This window comes from Jannaschia pagri, assembly GCF_019655435.1.
In the GTDB taxonomy this organism is placed as follows: Bacteria; Pseudomonadota; Alphaproteobacteria; order Rhodobacterales; family Rhodobacteraceae; genus Jannaschia; species Jannaschia pagri.
Map to the genome: position 1 here is coordinate 459849 of NZ_BPFH01000002.1, position 15482 is coordinate 475330.

Annotated in this window: 18 protein-coding genes; 3 read left to right on the plus strand and 15 right to left on the minus strand. The window is 64.5% G+C overall.

All coding sequences use genetic code 11. The features are described 5' to 3' along the window. Positions 1 to 92: 92 nt before the first annotated feature. The 10 genes from cobM to K5R33_RS07185 form a co-directional block, all read right to left on the minus strand. A complete protein-coding gene (gene cobM, locus K5R33_RS07140) occupies positions 93 to 860 on the minus strand; it encodes a precorrin-4 C(11)-methyltransferase (protein ID WP_220748313.1) in 768 nt (255 codons plus the stop codon). Between the two features lie 91 nt (positions 861 to 951). After that, positions 952 to 2754 (minus strand): precorrin-3B C(17)-methyltransferase, encoded by a 1803-nt coding sequence (cobJ, locus tag K5R33_RS07145; RefSeq protein WP_220748314.1) that lies wholly within the window; start codon positions 2752 to 2754, stop codon positions 952 to 954. Next, complete coding sequence (gene cobI, locus K5R33_RS07150) at positions 2745 to 3446, minus strand: precorrin-2 C(20)-methyltransferase (protein ID WP_220748315.1); 702 nt, start codon at positions 3444 to 3446, stop codon at positions 2745 to 2747. The genes cobJ and cobI overlap by 10 nt, the downstream gene beginning before the upstream one ends. Continuing rightward, a complete protein-coding gene (gene cbiE, locus K5R33_RS07155; RefSeq protein WP_220748316.1) occupies positions 3443 to 4648 on the minus strand; it encodes a precorrin-6y C5,15-methyltransferase (decarboxylating) subunit CbiE in 1206 nt (401 codons plus the stop codon). Before cbiE ends, cobI begins: the two co-directional genes overlap by 4 nt. Positions 4649 to 4756: 108 nt before the next feature. Then, positions 4757 to 5389 carry a precorrin-8X methylmutase gene (locus K5R33_RS07160; RefSeq protein WP_220748317.1) on the minus strand — a complete coding sequence of 211 codons (633 nt, stop codon included), beginning with the start codon at positions 5387 to 5389 and terminating at the stop codon, positions 4757 to 4759. A gap of 64 nt (positions 5390 to 5453) precedes the next feature. Continuing rightward, positions 5454 to 6662, minus strand: a complete 1209-nt coding sequence (locus K5R33_RS07165) for a sirohydrochlorin chelatase (protein WP_220748318.1) — start codon at positions 6660 to 6662, stop codon at positions 5454 to 5456. Beyond that, positions 6659 to 6874, minus strand: coding sequence for a DUF6732 family protein (locus tag K5R33_RS07170; RefSeq protein WP_220748319.1), 216 nt, complete (start codon positions 6872 to 6874; stop codon positions 6659 to 6661). The genes K5R33_RS07165 and K5R33_RS07170 overlap by 4 nt, the downstream gene beginning before the upstream one ends. A gap of 378 nt (positions 6875 to 7252) precedes the next feature. Continuing rightward, on the minus strand, positions 7253 to 7957 hold the full coding sequence (locus tag K5R33_RS07175) for a DUF3750 domain-containing protein (RefSeq protein ID WP_220748320.1): 705 nt from the start codon (positions 7955 to 7957) through the stop codon (positions 7253 to 7255). A 697-nt stretch (positions 7958 to 8654) separates the two neighbouring features. Further along, positions 8655 to 9032, minus strand: a complete 378-nt coding sequence (locus K5R33_RS07180; RefSeq protein WP_220748321.1) for a histidine triad nucleotide-binding protein — start codon at positions 9030 to 9032, stop codon at positions 8655 to 8657. 123 nt (positions 9033 to 9155) lie between these two features. Then, complete coding sequence (locus tag K5R33_RS07185) at positions 9156 to 10733, minus strand: DUF5928 domain-containing protein (RefSeq protein ID WP_220748322.1); 1578 nt, start codon at positions 10731 to 10733, stop codon at positions 9156 to 9158. Between the two features lie 117 nt (positions 10734 to 10850). Here K5R33_RS07185 and K5R33_RS07190 point away from each other — a divergent pair, with 117 nt between their 5' ends. Further along, positions 10851 to 11669 carry a sulfotransferase family protein gene (locus K5R33_RS07190; protein WP_220748323.1) on the plus strand — a complete coding sequence of 273 codons (819 nt, stop codon included), beginning with the start codon at positions 10851 to 10853 and terminating at the stop codon, positions 11667 to 11669. Between the two features lie 36 nt (positions 11670 to 11705). Here K5R33_RS07190 and K5R33_RS07195 read toward each other — a convergent pair whose 3' ends face one another. The 4 genes from K5R33_RS07195 to K5R33_RS07210 form a co-directional block, all read right to left on the minus strand. After that, positions 11706 to 11948: an RES family NAD+ phosphorylase gene (locus K5R33_RS07195; RefSeq protein WP_255576196.1), complete on the minus strand. Its 243-nt coding sequence runs from the start codon at positions 11946 to 11948 to the stop codon at positions 11706 to 11708. Further along, on the minus strand, positions 11888 to 12214 hold the full coding sequence (locus K5R33_RS19225) for an RES domain-containing protein (RefSeq protein WP_373314149.1): 327 nt from the start codon (positions 12212 to 12214) through the stop codon (positions 11888 to 11890). The genes K5R33_RS07195 and K5R33_RS19225 overlap by 61 nt, the downstream gene beginning before the upstream one ends. Positions 12215 to 12221: 7 nt before the next feature. Beyond that, a complete protein-coding gene (locus K5R33_RS07205) occupies positions 12222 to 12542 on the minus strand; it encodes a hypothetical protein (protein WP_220748326.1) in 321 nt (106 codons plus the stop codon). Positions 12543 to 12715: 173 nt separating this feature from the next. After that, positions 12716 to 13702 (minus strand): 2-hydroxyacid dehydrogenase, encoded by a 987-nt coding sequence (locus K5R33_RS07210; protein ID WP_220748327.1) that lies wholly within the window; start codon positions 13700 to 13702, stop codon positions 12716 to 12718. A 126-nt stretch (positions 13703 to 13828) separates the two neighbouring features. Here K5R33_RS07210 and K5R33_RS07215 point away from each other — a divergent pair, with 126 nt between their 5' ends. Then, entirely contained in the window at positions 13829 to 14332 is a 504-nt protein-coding gene (locus tag K5R33_RS07215) for an SH3 domain-containing protein (RefSeq protein WP_220748328.1), read from the plus strand. A 57-nt stretch (positions 14333 to 14389) separates the two neighbouring features. On the opposite strand, the gene K5R33_RS07220 is transcribed toward K5R33_RS07215, so the two are convergent. Continuing rightward, positions 14390 to 15238 carry an inositol monophosphatase family protein gene (locus K5R33_RS07220; RefSeq protein WP_220748329.1) on the minus strand — a complete coding sequence of 283 codons (849 nt, stop codon included), beginning with the start codon at positions 15236 to 15238 and terminating at the stop codon, positions 14390 to 14392. A 90-nt stretch (positions 15239 to 15328) separates the two neighbouring features. Between K5R33_RS07220 and K5R33_RS07225 the strand changes: the two genes are divergently transcribed. After that, positions 15329 to 15481 (plus strand): hypothetical protein, encoded by a 153-nt coding sequence (locus K5R33_RS07225; protein ID WP_220748330.1) that lies wholly within the window; start codon positions 15329 to 15331, stop codon positions 15479 to 15481. Position 15482 lies beyond the last annotated feature (1 nt).

Consider the following 15482-nt stretch of genomic DNA (forward strand, 5'->3'; position numbering starts at 1 on the left):
CCCCCTGCAACCGTAACGGGAATCGCGAGATGCTCCAAAGATGAAGGGGACTGGTTAAGAGTCAACGAATATCAAGGTCGCAGCCCCGCTGATCAGACCTTTACGCGGGGGCGCAGAACATGGGGCATGGCCGGATCATAGAGCGCGCTGTCCTTGAAATCCTGGATATTGCCCAAGGCAGGTCCGACCATAATCAGCGCCGTACGCGTGATCTTTTCGTCACGGACCTTGGCGCGGATATCCGTCAGCGTCCCCCGCAGAAACGCCTCGTCCGGCCACCCGACTCGGTAGGCGACCACAACGGGACAGTCCGGGCCGTAATGGGGGATCAAAACGCGCTCAATCTCCCGCAGCGCCCGCACGCCCAGGTGGATAGCAAGCGTGGCCCCCGTCCGGGCGAAGTTCTCTAGTGTCTCGTTGGCGGGCATGGAGGTGGACTTCATACTGACTCGCGTCAGGATGATGGATTGCGCCACCTCCGGGATCGTCAGCTCCTGCCCCAGGGCCGCGGCCGCCGCCGCATAGGCCGGGACACCCGGCGTGATGTCATAGGGAATGCCGTCCCGTTTCAACAGCCGGATCTGTTCCGCAATCGCGCCATAAAGCGACGGGTCGCCCGAATGGACCCGTGCCACATCCTCACCGCGGCCATGGGCGGCCACGATCTCTCCGTGGGTGTCTTCCAGGGTCATCGGCGCGGTGTCCAGAACCCGCGCGCCCTCTGGCGCTTCGGCCACAACGGCTTCGGGCACCAAAGACCCGGCATAAAGGCAGACCGGACAAGACCGGATCAATCGCTGTGCTTTCAGGGTCAAAAGCTCCGGGTCACCCGGCCCCGCGCCGATGAAATGAACGGTCATGGCGCGATCCTCCTAAACAGCCGACCGCAAGCCCAAGCGACCAAGGCCGACGGGGGGACACCACACCCTCCCATCACGGGTCGAAAAATACTCATAGTGCACCCTCCGACGCCAGATCCCCACCCGCCATCTTGCGGGCATACCCACGGGGCGTGAACATCCGCGTGCCGTCCCCTGTCTCCAACAGTCGCGTGTGGGAGGAGCCGATGAGAACAGTCGTGAGCATATCCACCTCATCCACCTGCAGGGCATCCAGCCGACGGTAGCGGAGGCTTTCCTCGGGACGGCCCAGCGAACTCGCCAACAGGACGGGGGTGTCAGCGGGACGGTGTTGCAACAGAATGTCCCGGGCCTCCGCCAGGAGCGTCCGGCGGCGTTTGGACACCGGGTTGTAGAAGGCAATCACAAAGTCTCCCTGGGCGGCGGCATGGAGACGCCGGATGATATCCTCTCGCGGCGTCAGCAGGTCCGACAGGGATATGGCGCAAAAATCGTGGCCCAGCGGGGCCCCGGCGCGGGCGGCAGCGGCCTGCAAGGCACTGATCCCAGGGTTCGAGATCACCTCCACCCGGCGCGCCCCATCGCTGACAGCCGAGGGATCGGCGGGGTCCCGGGACAGCAACTCATAGACCAGGGCGCCCATGGCATAGATGCCCGCGTCGCCCGAACAGATCAGCGCGACGTTACGGCCCTGGGCCGCGCTTTCCAGGGCATGGCGACAGCGGTCCTCCTCGCCCCCCAGGGGGAAGTCCGTGCGGGGCTTGCCCGCGGCCAGTGGGCCCAGCAGATCGATATAGAGACCGTAGCCGACCAACTCATCGGCCTGCTGGACCAAACGGCTGGCTTCGGGCGACCGCCAGGTCGCTTGGCCAGGACCCAGCGAGACGATGGACACGCGGCCCCTGGCCCGTCCCTTAAGCGTTGTGATCGGCGCCTCGGCCCGTGCCAAGGCGGCGGTCGTGTTCGGAGTTTTGCGCTTTGCCTCGACGATCACACCGCCAGACGCCGCCAGGGCCGACGCCTCGGAAACGGAGGGCGTCCCCACCTCATCGCGCACCACATCCGAGGGGTTGGGCACCTCAATCCCGGCCAGGTCCTCCGCCGAGAACGCCCGCAAGGGGCGGCCGAGGCGCGCCGCCAGGGCGTTCATCGCGGGTTCATCCAGCTTCAGGTCCAGCGTGTTGATCGAGGCGATGGCACCGGGCGCAACGCGTGCGTCCGCCAGGACCTGGGACACATTCTCCCAGAGTTCTTCGGGACTCGCATTCCGAGCGCAACCAACCCCGAGTGCATAGCGTTGGGGGTGATAGACCAGCTTGGCCGACCCACCCTGCTCCGGCGCTTCGGTCACGGCAATCTCTACCGCATCCCCATCGGGCAAGTCGAATAGCGCCTCGCCCGTTTGCCGTGCCCCGCCGCCAGACAACAGCGCCGCCATCACCGGCTTTGCGTCTTCGGGGTTGGCAAGCGCATAGCCCCGCGGCGGCTCATCCAGAGCCACTCCCAAAGCCACGTCGCCCGCCGTTGTCACGGCTGTCGTTCCGCCGAGCGCGTCCGCCACCTGACGCGCCAGACGGTTTGCCCCGCGATGCCCGCCCAGCAGAGGCACGACCACCGCGCCGTCGTCGGAGACAGAGAGCACCGGCGGCTCACTCGTCTTATCCGCCAGCAGGGGGGCCACGGCACGGATCAAGATCCCCGAAGCACAGACACCAATCACCGCGTGACCCGCAGCAAACAGGTCGCGCGCGCGATCCAGGGCGTTCTCAAACGTGATCTCAGCATTGGTCCGGTCGACCCTCCCGTGGAGCGGGCAGCCAAGCGCCTCAGCCACGCGGCGGGCGGTGGGTTCACCGACGGCATTCAGCGCCAGAACGATAGGTGTCAGAGCCACGGGTCGGCCCCCTTCGCGATCAGAATCATGGAGAAATAGGGCGCGTCATCAGGCGCTTCGGACAGGGGCAGCACCCGTTCCGCGCCCAGCGTAGCACGTTCGACATAGGTGGCCATGGGAAGAAGTCCGGCATCGGTCAGCAATGCCCGCAGGCGCGCCAGATGGCGCCCGACCTTCATGAGGATGAGTGTATCGGCGCGCGCGATGTGGTCCCGCAAATCGGCGTCCGGCAACGGGCCGGGCAGTACGGTCAGAACCTCGTTGCGGGCGGTCAATGGCAGCGCAGCACGGGCGGCACAGGCCGTCAGCGAGGTAACCCCCGGCACGACCTTCACCGGAAACCGGCTGCGCAGGCGGGCAAAGAGATACATGAAGGAGCCATAGAAAAACGGATCGCCCTCGCAGAGGCAGACAACATCCTGTCCGTTTTCAAGGGCTTCCGAGATTTCCTCCGCGCCCGCGTCATAGGCTGCCTGGGCAGGCGCCCGGTCGCGGGACATTGGAACATCCATACGGATTTCCCGCGCGGTGGGCGGGATCAGGTCGGCGGCGATGGCACGCGCAAAGCTGTCTCCGCCAGCAAGCGACGGGTAAGCGACAACTGACGCATTCTCAATCAACGCGGCCGCACGGCGCGTGATCAGACCAGGGTCCCCGGGACCGAGGCCGACGCCAAACAGGGTTCCGCTCATCGTTTGACCAGGCTCCACTGCGTCACGGCCATGGACGGGCGCCACCCGCGATACCGCCCGACCGGCTCGGCCCGTTCTACCGACAGACGCACCAAGTCGCCGCCGTATTTGGCGTGCAGCGCGAGCAGGATCAGCTCCGACTCCAACGTCACGGCATTGGCCACCAGCCGCCCCAACGGGCGCAGGGCGGCCCATGCGGCAACGAAGGTCGCCTCGGACAATCCGCCACCGATGAAGACGGCATCGGGCGCGGGTAGATCCTCTAGCGCTTCGGGCACCCTGCCTTCGCGCAAGTCGAGCCGTGGCGCCCCCAGCGCAAGGGCATTCTCGGCGGCCATGGCGCGACGGTCCGGGCGCGGCTCAATCCCGATGGCACGGGCAGACCGGGCGGCCCGCATCCACTCGATCGCCACCGAGCCGGAGCCCGTCCCGATGTCCCACAAAAGCGCCCCACGCATGGGCATCAGCTTGGCCAGGGTGGCGGCCCGGACCTCTCGCTTGGTCATGGTTCCGTCGGAACGGAACAGATCATCGGCCAGGCCCGGCACCCGTGGCAGCAGCGCCGCATCCGGGGCGGCGATACAGTCAACCGCCAGGGTGTTAAACGCCGGAACCGTATGATTCCAAGTGCTTGCCACGCCGTCGAAGCGCAGCTCCTCCGACCCGCCCATATTGGCCAGCACCGTCATGCGCGAGGCGCCAAAGCCCCGATCCGACAAAAAGCGCGCGATCTGAGCGGGCGTCTCCGCCCCCGTCGTCAGGATCAGCAGGCGCGCATCGGGCTGGATAAACGCGATCATCTGCTCGACCGGTCGCCCATGGACGGTGAGCGTTTCCAGGTCGGCCATGGACCACCCCATCCGCGCCGCCGCCAGCTGAAACGCCGACAGCTGCGGGTGGTAAGCAATGCCTGTGGGGTCGATGGCGCGCCCGATCCGCGCGCCCACGCTGAACCAAAGCGGATCGCCCGTGGCCAGGACGACGACACGGCGGCCGCGCAGGTCCTGCAGCGTGTCGATCAGCGCGTCGAAGGGACTGGGCCAAGCCAGACGGTCCGCCGTGACACTGTCCGACAGGGTATGGTGACGGTCGCCGCCGACGATGACCTCGGCTGTCTCGACAACGGTGCGGGCAGCGGGGGTCAACCCGTCGAGGCCGTCTTCCCCAATCCCGACGATATGGAGCCAGGGCGTATCAGCCATGGCCGCATCCTTTGTCGGATAGCGGGGTGATCCAGGGATGATCTGGGTCATACACGAAAAACGCGCACTGACACGGCGCCGGGCAACAAGTAGCGCGAAGATGCACGCTCATTGCACCCCTCCGGCGGACAGAATGCCCAAGGCGTTCACAGCCGCCGAGGCCATGGCGCTGCCACCACGACGCCCGCGCAGGGTCAGGAATGGGGTCTGGCGCGGACGCTCTGCCAGTTCGGCTTTGCTTTCGGCGGCGCCCACGAACCCCACCGGAAACGCCAGGATCGCCGCTGGTCGCGCTGCGCCACCGTCGAGCCGTTCAAGCAGCCGGAACAGCGCAGTCGGGGCATTGCCGATGGCGATAACGGCCCCGTCCGTGTCCCACAGATCGACCGCTGCGGCAGAGCGGGTCGTGCCCAAGTCACGCGCCAGATCGGGGGTGCGCGGGTCGTTCAGGGTGCATCGGATCTCGGTCGCCTCAGGCAACAAGCGGCGGGTGATGCCCGAGGCCACCATCTCACAATCCGCATAGACAGGCGCCCCCGTTTGCAGGGCGGCGATGGCCGAATGCGCCACATCGGTGGCGAAGGCCAAGCGATCCGCGATCTCCACCATACCGCAGGCGTGAATGACACGGACGGCCAGTTCCGCCACATCTTGGGGGAACCGGTCCAACGCCGCTTCGGCGCGAACCGTCGCGAAAGAAGCGGCGTAGATTGCCGCAGGGTCTTTCTCGTAAGGCCTCATGGGTGGGCGACCGCATTCACAGCTTTTATGCCGCTGCTTTCACGCATTGCCATGGAATGGACGGTCATGCCTTGGCCTTCGGACGCGCGGATTCTGGCCCGTGCGGGTGGTCCGCGTGGGGATATACGGGATGGTGGTGCTCGTGGTGGTGATGGTCATCGCCGTGATGGTGATGATGGTGGTGGTGGTCGTGCTGCGCCTCCAACCGACACAGGCCCGTGCAGAAGGTGTCGCACAGGGTACAATCGGCCACGTTAGAGCCAGGGGCGCTGGCGCCCTGCCCTTCCACATGGTGGTGATGGCTTTCTTGGATGGCGCCGACCTCGGATTCAAACCCAAGGACAGCGGTCCGGTATTTGCACAGCACGCAGGTCGGCGGCGGGATATCGGCAAAGGCGGGATGCCCGGCGCGGTCCTCGGGCTTGATATGCACATGGCGCCCATCGGCCGTGGCCAGCACCTGCTCCCGATAGGCACAGGTGCCGCAATTTGGAATGGGCGCGCCGCTCGCCTGTTCTTTGATGCGTTCGGCAAACGTCTCCAACACCTTGGGGTGGTCGCCTAGATAACCCGCCTTGACGAAGGCAATGTCTGGATTGGCCGCAGCGACGCGATCGGTGAAGCCATAGATCCGGTCGATTAAGATCCCCGAAAACAGGAAATACGGGAACACAACGATCCGCTTATAGCCCAGCTTGGCCGCATGGGTCAGGCAGGGCTCCACCAGCGGGAAGGTCACGCCAGAGTAGCCGACCTCGCACCACCCGAAGCCGAGCCCCTCGTGCAGCATCCGCGCGATCTTGGCGACGTTCCCATTGGCGTCCGGGTCGGAGGCACCGCGCCCGATCACCACCAGACAGGTGTCATGCCGGGCCACCACGTCCTGCGCGTCGGCTTCGGCCACGGCGGCTTCGATCCGGGCGGCGGCGGCGGCGATCATCTTGGGGTCTACGCCCAACTCTCGCCCATAGCTGACGGCCAGGCCGTGGGTCGTGGCGTAGGTGTTGAGCACGGTCGGAATGTCGTTTTTGGCGTGCATCGCGGCGAACAACATGCCGGGCACGGCCAGAATGCGCTCGCATCCCGCCTCGCGCAGGCGGTCGAGACCGTCGCGGATCACGGGGTTCGCGAACTCCAGATATCCGTAGTCGACCAGCCAATCCTGGGGCAGCAGGGCGGGCAGTTTTTCGGCCAGTTGGGCGAACTCATCGACGGCGGATTGCGACCGGCTCCCGTGACCGCAGATCATCACGCCTGTCTTGGGCGCACTCATGCCGCAGGCTCCGGCGTATCAGACGCCTCTTCCACCTGTTCGTCCGATTCCTCATCGGTCTTGCCGCCCTTAAGCCAGCCCGCAACCGCAGCCCCGACGATCACACCGAGGCCGATCCCCAGGACCCAGTGGTCATGCGCGCCAACAGTCCCGAGGTGACCCGGGTGGGCATGCGCCGGGGCGGCGAGCAGCAGCAAAGGGATAAAACGCATCGGGCGGTCCTCGTCGCAGGGGCCGCCCCCGGAGATGCCGGGTCAGAGACGATGCCGCCCCGCGCCCCCGATCTGGGTCAGCGCCACAACGGCCACCTGTCCGGCCCCCACGGGGGCGTCGTCCTTGCCGTGGGTATCCGTCTGATCGGGTGGGCGCAATGGGATTCCCATTGGCGTTTTGGTGCCGTGCCAGGCTTGGTCAGCGATGCAGACAAGGGACGCTCGGCACCGCAGCGGCCATCCGCGCGCAATCGACGCAGTTTGGTGTGCGGCCTGTGGGACCAAATTGCCGTCGCGCAACTCTAGGTGATCGCCGCAGTAATTCCCTGCGTCGATACCGACGACGCGGACCGTTCATCCCGGTCTGGGCGAGCGTTCCTAGCTCTGCGCATCTCCTTTCTCTGACCACACCGATACCCGACCGATACCGGGCAGCTTCAAGGCCGGGCGCAGCACGTCGACGCCGAAGCTTTGTCCGAGGAGGTGGACTTCAAATCCAGTGCGCGGGCCCACGGAAAGGCCGACCATACCGGAATAGCCGAAGTGAACATCCCCACCGCCATCGACCACAGCCGTTGCACCTGGACCGGTCCAAGCCCGACCCACGGCATGGGGCGGCAGGGTCAGACCGATCTCGGGCAGTTGCCGCAGGATATGGGCAACAAAGGTGTTGGAGTTGGGACCGGGCCAGATGACGTAATCGCCACGCTCGCCCCAGGGGTAGGTGTCGATGACGCGCCGGAGGTCTGGCAGGAGGCTATCCACTAGCGGGCCGGACACCCTGCCGATGACATAGGGATCATTGGAATACCATCGGGCATCTGCAGCGTAGGCGTTGATCCGGACGGGCTGCCCCCAGCCGACGACCTCGGCACGGGTCCAGTTCGCGTCTCCGCTGCCCTTAAAGACAACCCAGGAATGCACGGAGACGGCCCCCTTGGTCCCGCCGGTGCGCGCGGCCATGACGTAGAGTGCCGCCTCGGGGACGTCGGCGGCGGGCGGTAGAAGTCCGGAGGAGCCCCAATCCGCCGACCGCCAGCTGCCGGGCCGGTCCTGGAGGGACCACCACGCCAGTGAGATCATTAAAGGGAGCGCGAATGTGAGACCAAACAGGGCGCCACCCCAACGAAGCAGACGCAAAACCATGTTCTCAAGATAAGGGGCGGGCGATGGGCTGCAAGCACTGCGGCCTGCATCCAGTTGCAGAATGACAGATGTGCTTAGGACTGCTCGCCCATAGCCAGTAGGGCGCAGGTCGGTCCATCAGGGAGTATGAGCGCAATCCGCTAGTTACCTTACGGGCGTCGGGCACCGTGCCGCAGAAAGGCACGGCAAGTTGTAGGCAAGATCGGCCGGATTAGCGTCTTTCGAACCTCCACCAAAGGGCGACAAGCCGGGGTTCTATTGGCAAAGGCGAGCTGACGTCATCGAATTGCGAAATCTTAGCGTCACACGGCGTGGGTTCATTGACGGCGTCAGTTTGAACCGCCATTGCTAGCTTCGCTTTTGGTAAAGACCACGGAACGCTCACGGCGCATCAAGTCGGGAGCAGCCCCCATCGGGTGTCCACTGGCAGCATACTCAACCGTGTCGCTGAGGTGTGGACGCACCTGCACCGTGATCGCGGACCCCGTCAGACCCGTGCCGAGACATTGAGCATCGCGGCCCTATGATCGCCAAGCATCGGCTAACGACACGTTCGGGAAACCCTCGGCCCAAACGACCACCCTACGGATGGATCGGACGCAGCCACCTAAGCCAAGGTTGCAACCGACGCGCCCTAGGTCGGCGACAGGATCCGACCGAGGGGACGACCGCCAAGGATGTGCATGTGGAAGTGGGGCACCTCTTGGACGGCGTGCTCCCCGGCGTTGGTCAGGGCACGGAACCCGGGTGAGGCGTCGGCGGCGATCCCTTGGTCTGAGCAGATTTTCGAGCAGGCGCGGGCGAAATCCACAATCTCTTCGGCGGAGGCCTCGGCACAAAAATGATCATAGGTCACATAGGACCCCTTGGGGATCACAAGCACATGCACCGGCGCTTGGGGCGTGATGTCTCGGAAGGCCAAAGTGTGCTCCGTCTCCAGCACGGTGTCATTGGGGATCTCGCCACGCAGGATCTTCGCAAAGACATTTTGGTCGTCGTAGGTGTAGGGCATAGAACCTCCTGCTGCCGTCCGGCGGAGACTATCTCGAACGGGGCCACGGGGTGAACCCCGCCTTCGGCTGGAACCGACGCGCCACGGGCAACGGGTTACCCTCCTGCGCCCAAGGCGACGTCGTCAGTCGGCAAAGAGGTAGGGCGTCTCGGCCAAGTGCTGCGCGACGTCTGGCGGGCATTCCAAGGCAGCCGCCAGGGTCTGCGCGTTGACGTCCACAGAGGCCGCCTGGTGGAGGCGAAAGAGCACGGGCAGATCGGCGTCCCGGATCCGCTGAATCTCCCCCGCGAAGTCCTGGGCGACTGTCGGGATCAAGCGGTCGATGGTGTTGCGGGGCGTCTCGGCGCCGATCAATCCGATCCGGGCGGCATGCCCCTCCAGATAGGCTGCGTCGTAGTCGCAATCGATGATCACCGTCTTCAGGCGGACCCGATCCCCGGACAGGTCCTGCAACAGGTCCAGGTTTGCCGGGTCCAGACAGATCGCAAGCCGATCCGTCTGCAACTGGCGGAACAGCAGTCGCAGCAAAGCGCGCCGATGGCGGTGGCGTTTCGCGCGGCGGTTTTCGATCCCACCCAGGTTTGGCAGGTCGATCCCTTCCTCATCGAAGACATAGTCGATTGCCGGAATCACGCCGTGGTGACGCAGCGCCTCGGTTAACCGCTTGGCGACGTGGTACTTTTTGCAAACCAAGACGACCAACTCCAGGTCTCGCCCCAGCGCGCCCTGTTGATCCCATATGCGGGCCGCAAACCGACGCCCCTCGCGCCCACGCTGGGTCAGAAACGAGAAGAGCTTGCGCCCATCCCCCGCCACGGGAAAGTCGGTCTGCCCGGACGTCCAAAGGCTTTCCAGCCGATCCTTCAGATCCGCTGCCTCGGGCGAGATCTTCCGCGCGAACAGAAAGTCCTGTGACACCAGGAGGTCGTAGTGATCGTTATAGAAGGTCGCTGGCATCCCGTAGTCGGTAAACATCAGAAACGTCAGCGTGCGCGGGTCGATCTGTGGGCGGGGCACCAGGTGTCGGACGAGCGTTTGGAAAAACGTCTCGTCCGGGATCCAGGTGGTCGAAAAGAACCGCAAGACATCGCGCCGCTTCGCGCAGAACGCGAGGATCTTTTCGATGGTCGTCCGGCGCAGGCACCACCATTGGGACCCGATCTGGACGTCGATATCTGCCGGGATCGCCCTGGACAGGCCCAGGCGCTTTTGCAGGTCCAACAGCGTATAGAACAGCCATTTGCGGCCGCGCTCGTTCACGATGTGGCGGTAGATCAGCCGATCTTCCTTCATGCCCGTCTTGATCCAATCGGACGTGAAGAAATCAAAGCTTTCGATGTAGTCGACGTCGCGGGCGTCTAGAAAGGCATGGGCATGGTCAGACGATTTGATCGGGCGGCAATCGCCCGAGACCATGTAGAAATGCGTGGCATCGGGGAAGGCGGCAAAGGCCGCACGCACTGCCGCTAAGGTCGCGCGGACCAGGGACCACTCGCCCCAGCCACATCGCACGCGGCGCGTCACCAAAACGACGTTGGGATTGTCCCGTGTGCCAGCCTCAATCGCGGCAAGGGCCTCGCGGGGGGCCCGCGCATCGAAGTGGATCGCAACGCAGTCTCCCGCAGCCGTCAGCCCATTGGCCTGACGAACGATCGCGGCGGGATCCTTGTGACATAGAAGGATGAAGGCGATTTTAGCCATGGTCCCTGGGGAAATCCCTTTTTAAGTCACATCCGCACCGCAATAGCGGCCTAGCCCCGTTGAAGAAACCAAGCAATCGGGCTTTGATTGTGGCCGGTTGGTTATGAAAGAGGAACGATGGGGTTTCCAGGAACATGGATGACCGAAAGCGAGAGCGTCGTCTATCGCGTGGTCCCCAAGTGCGCATGCTCATCCATTGGGCAGATCATGTATTATTCCGACCATGGTCGGTTCTTCGACGGTGATATCCACGACTCGACCACCGGGCTGCACAAGTGGGCGCAGGAAGAAAGCCAGCCCTTGATATCGGCGAATGCCAAGGCCCATCGGTCCTATGCTTTTACCTGCGTGCGCAATCCCTACACGCGAATCCTGTCGTCCTTCTTTGACAAGATTGCGGGCATCCAACGCAACGGCAAACGATATCGCGGCAATATGGTGCCGATGCTGATGCAGAAGTACGGGGTCCAGGTCGGCTCCCCCGAGGATGGGTTCGACTTCGATCAGATCGCCTCATTCCGCCGGTTTCTTCTGTTTGCGCGGGATACGATCCGCTGGCGGCGGCCCATGGACCCGGACATCCATTGGTCGGCCATGTCGGGGCACGTGGGGACCTTCATCGCGAACGGTGGGCGCTACGACCACGTGATGTTCACGGAGCAATTCAACCAGGGGATGCAGGACGTCCTGGATCGGATTGAGACGCCTGTTCCCGTGGATCTGTCGGCAGTGCCGCGCTTTAATGAAAGCGAGGGCCACGGACCGAAGCGGGCGCACCCGGTGTCCGACTACTTCGACGACCTCTCCATGCATCTTATGTGGGAGGTCTATCACAAGGACTTCAAACTGTTCCGGTACGACTTCGACAACCCTGACAACAAGATGCCGCTGGGTGAGGTCGACTTGCACGAGTTACACGCGAAACTGGGCGATTGAGGACATGGCCGCCCACGGGGGTCAGCGGCGCGGTATCTAGGTCGTTGGCAAGGTCTTCGCCCCTAACAGACCCTGAGTATCGCAGAGGGTGATCGTCCGTCCCGCCTGCCAGCGATAGAGCACGATGTTCATCCCATCGGGCGCCGCGTCCGGGGCAAAGCTGTTCACGCGCAGGCCATGATAGCCCTGCTTTATCGCCCAATCGGCCAAACGCTGGGTCAAGACTGGCAACCCGTCGTCCATCTGCCGCCGCCAGTTTGGATCGGCCAAGTCCTGCATGGAGACGGACAGCGGCCCCGGACCTCGACGTCCGTCAGGTCCAACAAGCCCTCGATCTGCGAGGTAAACTGAACGAACACAGTCGGCTCCAGTGGCCCCGCTTGGCGGACCTCGGCGATGACCGCTTCGGCAGAGGTACACGGATAAAGGGCAGGCACCCCGGGGCGATTGAAACGTCCCCCGTACTTGCGTGCGCCCTCAGCAGAATAAGGCTCGTTTTGATACTTAATGCCAAGCCCCCGATACACAGGGTCGCGATGGCACACAGCATCGTCAGGCGTGGGCGCCTCGGCGGAATGCGTCAAGATAATTCAGGACGCTACGCCCCCTGCCCTGCTCTAACAAATCACGCGCTGTATCATCGCCATACCCCGGCAGAGGTACCGTATTGATCCAATTAATGGCGTCTTCAATGCGTGGAAAACTGCCTTGGAGGTCGATGAGAACCGCGATGAACGCGCGGGCAAAGGCCTCGGCGGACTTTGTCGGTACTGTCACGACATGACCCGCGCCGTTGTAGACAAACGGCAGCTCGAGCCGTTGATCACTGTTCGGAGCCGACGGAGCATGGCCGATGGGGCCAACCTCGATCATCGGCGGCTGCCCAGCCTCAGGAAATGGAATGGGTCAAGTCAAATGACGCCTTACGCTTCTTGTGTTTGACGTAGGCTGTCACAATACGGTTGCAGAAGGGAAACACCGCACGAAAGCGACAGAAATGCGCACAACTGTGCGATTTCACGGAGGTGGCTGGGCACCTCTCTGGGTCAGAGCATGGACGGAACCACTTGGTCCGGTGGCCTATGCCCGTCCGCGAAGGTGCGCATATTGACCAAGACGCGCTCCCCCATCTCCAGTCGGGCCTCGCGCGTGGCACTGCCCATATGGGGGAGCAGCACCACGTTCGGCAGGTCGCGCAGACGCGGGTTCACCCCGCGCCCCCGTTCGTAGACGTCCAGGCCTGCGCCAGCCAGATCCCCCGCCCGCAGCATCCGCGTGAGGGCGTTTTCGTCGATAACCTCCCCCCGAGAGGTGTTCACCACAATGGCGGTCCGTTTCAGCAGCTTGAGCCGACGCGCGTTCAACAGGTGAAACGTTGCAGGCGTGTGGGGAGCGTTGACCGACAACACATCGACGCGGGCGAGCATCTGATCGAGGCTGTCCCAAAAGGTCGCCTCCAACGGCGCCTCCAACCCCTCATGAAGGCGGCGCCGGTTGTGGTAGTGCACAGACATGCCAAAGGCCCGCGCACGGGACGCCAGGGCCTGACCGATACGCCCCATGCCGAGGATCCCGAGGCGCTTGCCGCGCAGACGCATCCCCAACAACGCCTCCGGCGCCCAACCAGACCAGCCCTCGGACTGCATCTGCGCGATGCCCTCACCCATGCGACGGGCCGTGGACAGGATCAGCGCCATGGTCATGTCCGCCGTGTCCTCGGTCAGGACGCCAGGCGTGTTGGACACCAGGATCCCACGCTGCCTCGCGGTGCTGACGTCGATATGGTCGATGCCTGCCCCGTAATTCGCGATGAGCTTCAGTCGCGGCCCGGCCCCCCCGAGCAAAGGCGCGTCGATGACATCGGTGATCGTGGGCACCAGGATATCGGCCTCGGCCATGGCATCGGCCAGATCCGCCCGCGACATGGGGTGTTCGCTGTCGGAGAGGCGGACGTCGAACAACTCGCGCATCCGCGTCTCCACAGGTTCGGGCAAGCGTCGCGTGACGACAACACTCAGACGGCTCGTTGGCACGGGTTGGCCCCTCCCCCTTGGTCCTCGGCAGATAGTGATGGCATGGTAACGCCAAGCGCAAGGGGCGTCAGACCCCGCATCGTAGTTGGCACATCAGGCAAAACCAAGAGGGGCGAGCAGGCTTCCATGATAGGACGGATTTTGAGCGCGGTGTTGGTCGCGGGACTGGCGCTGAGTGCGCCGAAGGTGGCGATGGCAGAGGACCGGGGGCCGGTCACAAACCTGCCCCTGCCGCGGTATGTGTCCATGAAGGCCGCCGAGGGCTATGCCCGGCGCGGCCCCTCCAGCACCCATCGCATCGACTGGGTCTTTACCCGGCGGCATATGCCCCTGCGGATCGTCGCCGAATATGGCCACTGGCGGCGCGTGCAAGACCGTGAAGGCGCCGGCGGCTGGATGCATTACTCGCTGCTGTCGGGGAACCGCACGGTTCTGGTGGAGGGCGAAGAGACCGTCCTCTATCGCCAGCCCGCCACGGGCGGCGCCATGCGGGCGCGCCTGCAAGGTGGCGTGGTGGCCTGGCTGGATGAATGCGCCAACGGCTGGTGCAAGCTGTCCGTTGATGGGGTTGAGGGCTGGGCCCAGACCTCGGGCCTGTGGGGCGTGGCACAGGGCGAGGTGCGCGACTGACCAAGGGCGGGGTCACGAGGCGGCGGACGGTCCCGCCACCTCCTGCGCGTCCGGGCGTCACTCCGGGGGCGCCGACGCCGCCAACGCGTCGTTGAAGACATCGGCCAGCGCCTGCCACATGGCCTCCGTCCGCGCGGTCAGCAGGTAGCCTTCGGTCAAAGTCGGCGCATAGGCCGACCCATCCAGAAGACGCGCCACGGCCCCGGCCTCTTGCAGGATCAGGACACCCGCGCCGTGGTCCCAAACGTTCAACTTGCCATTCAGGCAGAAATCCACGCCCCCCAGGGCCTGCATCCGATATTCGTGCAGACTGGCGCCTAAGGAACTCGCGCGCCGGAAACGGTGGGTCGTGGCAGCAAGGGCGGGCTGGTGCCGCTCCGGGTAGAGATAGAACCCCACGCTCCCGCGCAGGGCGGAAAGCGGTGCCTCCGCCTGACTGATCGCCAAGGGTCGGGCTTTGCCGTTTCGCACGTAGGTCGCGCCTTGGCCGAGATGCGCTTCGACCCAATCATCAAAGCTCGGATCATAGAGAAGGCCCCATTGGGTCACCCCATCCTCGACCACCGACAGGATCACACCGTAATTGGCCAGCCCATGGGCGAAGTTCCAAGTGCCGTCGATGGGGTCGATGACGGTCACGCGCCCGGTGCCAACCGTTGCCAGCAGGCTGGGGTCGGCGCTCACGGCCTCCTCCCCCACGACGGTGTCGCCCGGCAGGATCTCGTGGATGCGCGCGGTCAAGGCGTCCTCGGCCGCGCGGTCGGCAACCGTCACCAAGTCATCGAAGGTGGTTTTGGCGTCGATGTCACCGTCGCCTAGGTTGCGAAAGCGCGGCAGGATTTCGGTCGCGGCCACATCGCGTACAGCGTCGATCAACGCGCGCGTCTGGTCTGGGGTCAGGGGCATCGGCGGATCCTTGCGCAGTAGGGTTTTCCAGTCTTTGGCGGGCGCGCGCCCGACCTTAGATTGCGCATCATTCACCCGAAGGAGATTGCCATGACAAGGATTCCAGAGGTCCGTTACATAGATTTCACAACGCTGATCGACCTACTCGGCGGCGGTTTGGATGACATGAAACCGCAGGCTCCCACCAAAGTGGCGCATCCTGCGCGCACCCCGGCCAACGACGGGACGGCGGACGCAGCCTAAG

Coding starts and splice junctions, on each gene's coding strand:
- cobM (WP_220748313.1), bottom strand. CDS start 860: ATGACCGTTCATTTCATCGGCGCGGGGCCGGGTGACCCGGAGCTTTTG.
- cobI (WP_220748315.1), bottom strand. CDS start 3,446: ATGAGCGGAACCCTGTTTGGCGTCGGCCTCGGTCCCGGGGACCCTGGT.
- cbiE (WP_220748316.1), bottom strand. CDS start 4,648: ATGGCTGATACGCCCTGGCTCCATATCGTCGGGATTGGGGAAGACGGC.
- K5R33_RS07160 (WP_220748317.1), bottom strand. CDS start 5,389: ATGAGGCCTTACGAGAAAGACCCTGCGGCAATCTACGCCGCTTCTTTC.
- K5R33_RS07165 (WP_220748318.1), bottom strand. CDS start 6,662: ATGAGTGCGCCCAAGACAGGCGTGATGATCTGCGGTCACGGGAGCCGG.
- K5R33_RS07170 (WP_220748319.1), bottom strand. CDS start 6,874: ATGCGTTTTATCCCTTTGCTGCTGCTCGCCGCCCCGGCGCATGCCCAC.
- K5R33_RS07175 (WP_220748320.1), bottom strand. CDS start 7,957: ATGATCTCACTGGCGTGGTGGTCCCTCCAGGACCGGCCCGGCAGCTGG.
- K5R33_RS07180 (WP_220748321.1), bottom strand. CDS start 9,032: ATGCCCTACACCTACGACGACCAAAATGTCTTTGCGAAGATCCTGCGT.
- K5R33_RS07185 (WP_220748322.1), bottom strand. CDS start 10,733: ATGGCTAAAATCGCCTTCATCCTTCTATGTCACAAGGATCCCGCCGCG.
- K5R33_RS07190 (WP_220748323.1), top strand. CDS start 10,851: ATGGGGTTTCCAGGAACATGGATGACCGAAAGCGAGAGCGTCGTCTAT.
- K5R33_RS07195 (WP_255576196.1), bottom strand. CDS start 11,948: ATGCAGGACTTGGCCGATCCAAACTGGCGGCGGCAGATGGACGACGGG.
- K5R33_RS07205 (WP_220748326.1), bottom strand. CDS start 12,542: ATGATCGAGGTTGGCCCCATCGGCCATGCTCCGTCGGCTCCGAACAGT.
- K5R33_RS07215 (WP_220748328.1), top strand. CDS start 13,829: ATGATAGGACGGATTTTGAGCGCGGTGTTGGTCGCGGGACTGGCGCTG.
- K5R33_RS07220 (WP_220748329.1), bottom strand. CDS start 15,238: ATGCCCCTGACCCCAGACCAGACGCGCGCGTTGATCGACGCTGTACGC.
- K5R33_RS07225 (WP_220748330.1), top strand. CDS start 15,329: ATGACAAGGATTCCAGAGGTCCGTTACATAGATTTCACAACGCTGATC.